3 protein-coding genes and 1 pseudogene are annotated in these 2231 nt (G+C 28.3%); 3 read left to right on the forward strand and 1 reads right to left on the reverse strand.

Annotated elements, in window-relative coordinates; translation table 11 throughout:
• Nucleotides 1–328: pseudogene (locus ACRC28_RS03505) on the forward strand (hypothetical protein); the annotation flags it as partial.
• Between the two features lie 36 nt (nt 329–364).
• Here ACRC28_RS03505 and ACRC28_RS03510 read toward each other — a convergent pair.
• Nucleotides 365–841: a GNAT family N-acetyltransferase gene (locus ACRC28_RS03510; protein WP_438542070.1), complete on the reverse strand. Its 477-nt coding sequence runs from the start codon at nt 839–841 to the stop codon at nt 365–367.
• Between the two features lie 194 nt (nt 842–1035).
• Here ACRC28_RS03510 and ACRC28_RS03515 point away from each other — a divergent pair, with 194 nt between their 5' ends.
• Entirely contained in the window at nt 1036–1689 is a 654-nt protein-coding gene (locus ACRC28_RS03515; protein WP_438542071.1) for a TetR/AcrR family transcriptional regulator, read from the forward strand.
• A gap of 82 nt (nt 1690–1771) precedes the next feature.
• On the forward strand, nt 1772–2231 hold a 460-nt coding region (locus tag ACRC28_RS03520; protein WP_438542072.1), incomplete at its 3' end, for an MFS transporter.

Raw genomic sequence — 2231 nt, forward strand, 5'->3', positions numbered from 1 at the left:
AAAGAAAGAAATTACAAAAAAGCTTTTTGAGAAATATATAGAAGAAAATAGAACAGATATCCAAATAGTAAAAGCACAAAATTTAAAAAGAGAGCCAGTTGAAGCATTAACAGATTATAAAATAAATGATGTAGAAATAGTGGAAGAAGATAAAAAGGGCTTCAAAGCAAGTGTAGGATATGACATTAAATTTACCGATGAAAGCAATATGTGGACTGCAGGAAATGGAGAAATAAAAGAAGATAATTGGTGTGTTAATAAGGTATCTAGCGTTAAAATAAAAGAAATTAACGGAGAATATGCGATAGAGCAAATTGGAACTGAATAGGAAAGAGAAGAGGACTAATAAAAAAGCTATTAGTCCTTATTTACGTTTGTAAAAAAGTTTGTCACCTTTTTCAAAAATAAATTCAAAATTACATTTTAAAATAGCTTTTTGCGATTGGATATTATTTTTAAAATGGGAGCAAATTAGGGTATTTATATCCAGAGAATTAATAGAATGATCAACAATGGCATTTATTGCTTCAGGCATTAAATGTAATCCCCAATAATCTTCGGAGAGTATAAATCCTAGTTCTTTTGAGTTTTCTTTAAATGGAGTGGGATTATGAAGTTCAATATAACCAATAAGTATATCATCTTTTGTTATAGCCCAAATAGTGTTTGGGGGTTCATTTAAAAAGATAGCTAAAACCTTAGCAGTCTGGTTTAATGTATTTTTTACTTTAAAGCCTGCAAGATTAGCTATTGTTTCGTTTGACATAATATAATGTAAATGGCTTAAATCACTTTTTTTAAAAGGTCTTAAAAGTAATCTTGAAGTTTTTAATATGGTCATAAAAGAATCTCCTTTCATGTTGAATAAATATGGATATATTATACACTAAAATAGTTGGTTATAATAAAAGGAGAGAATATAAATATAGTTGGATTTATGAAAATGTAAAAAAATTTAAAATTACCCTTGACTTATGGTAATTAATGGTGTTAATATAAAAACATACCAAACGAATGTATGGAAGGAGAATAGAAATGGCAAGAAATAAAAATCCAGAAGTTACGATAAATCGTATTCTTGATACATCTATGGAGTTGTTTTTGAAAAAGGGTTATGATAATACAACTATTCAAGATATTGTAGATGCTTTAGGTGATTTAAGCAAGGGAGCAATTTATCATCACTTTAAATCAAAGGAAGATATAATTGAAGCTGTTATTCCAAGGCTTTATAGAGGATATGAAGAGAAGGCAGAAAAAGAAAAAATTATTCCTAAAAATGGATTAGAAAAGCTTAGAATTGCATTTCTTCAATCTTTAAAAAATCCTGCACAGGAAAAGCTTATTGAAGCAGCACCAAATTTAATGAAGAATCCTAGGATTTTGACACAACAAATATATGAAGTTGTTGAGAAAAGAGTCCCTGAAGGTGTAGAGCCTATTATTAGAGAAGGTATGGAGGATGGTTCTATAAAAACAAAGAATCCAAAAGAACTTGCAGAAAGCTTTATGATTTTAATGAATGTATGGATAAATCCATCAGTTTTCTTTGTAACTAAAGAGGAGCTTAGAAGAAAGTATGAGTTTTTAAAAGAGCTTACTGAAAGTTTAGGATTACCGATTTTAGATGATGAGTTTTATGAAATAATGGAAAAATATCGTTTTATTATTGAAAAAAGTAAAGGGTAAAATTACTGCCAAGGGTAAGGCAGTATTATTTTTAGAATATACATACCGAATGAATGTATGTATAAATTATGAGGAGGATAATATGGAAAATAACAAAAAAGGTCTTAATAAAAATTTTATTTTAATGGTAATTGGGCAAATAATATCTCTTTTTGGAAATGCAATTTTAAGGTTTGCACTCCCACTGTATCTTTTAGATAAAACAGGGTCAGCAGCTCTTTTTGGAATAGTGTCAGCTTGCTCATTTATTCCAATGATTATACTTACACCTTTTGGTGGAATTATAGCAGACAGAGTAAATAAGAAATATATAATGGTTGGATTAGATTTTATAACTGCTATATTAATGATTGTTTTTGCAGTATTGATGAAGGATGTAAATTTAGTAGTGCTTATAATAGTTACTTTAATGATTTTATATGGAATACAAGGTGCATATCAGCCATCAGTTCAAGCAAGCTTACCATTTTTATTAGAAAAGGAAGATTTATTAAAAGGAAATGCAATAGTAAATCAAGTTAGTGCACTTTCAAATTTAATAG

The sequence above is a fragment of the Clostridium sp. genome (assembly GCF_051650885.1).
Taxonomy (GTDB): Bacteria; Bacillota; Clostridia; order Clostridiales; family Clostridiaceae; genus Clostridium.

Excerpts from the sequence above, each read along its gene's own strand:
- ACRC28_RS03510 (WP_438542070.1), bottom strand. The coding sequence starts at position 841 with ATGACCATATTAAAAACTTCAAGATTACTTTTAAGACCTTTTAAAAAA.
- ACRC28_RS03515 (WP_438542071.1), top strand. The coding sequence starts at position 1,036 with ATGGCAAGAAATAAAAATCCAGAAGTTACGATAAATCGTATTCTTGAT.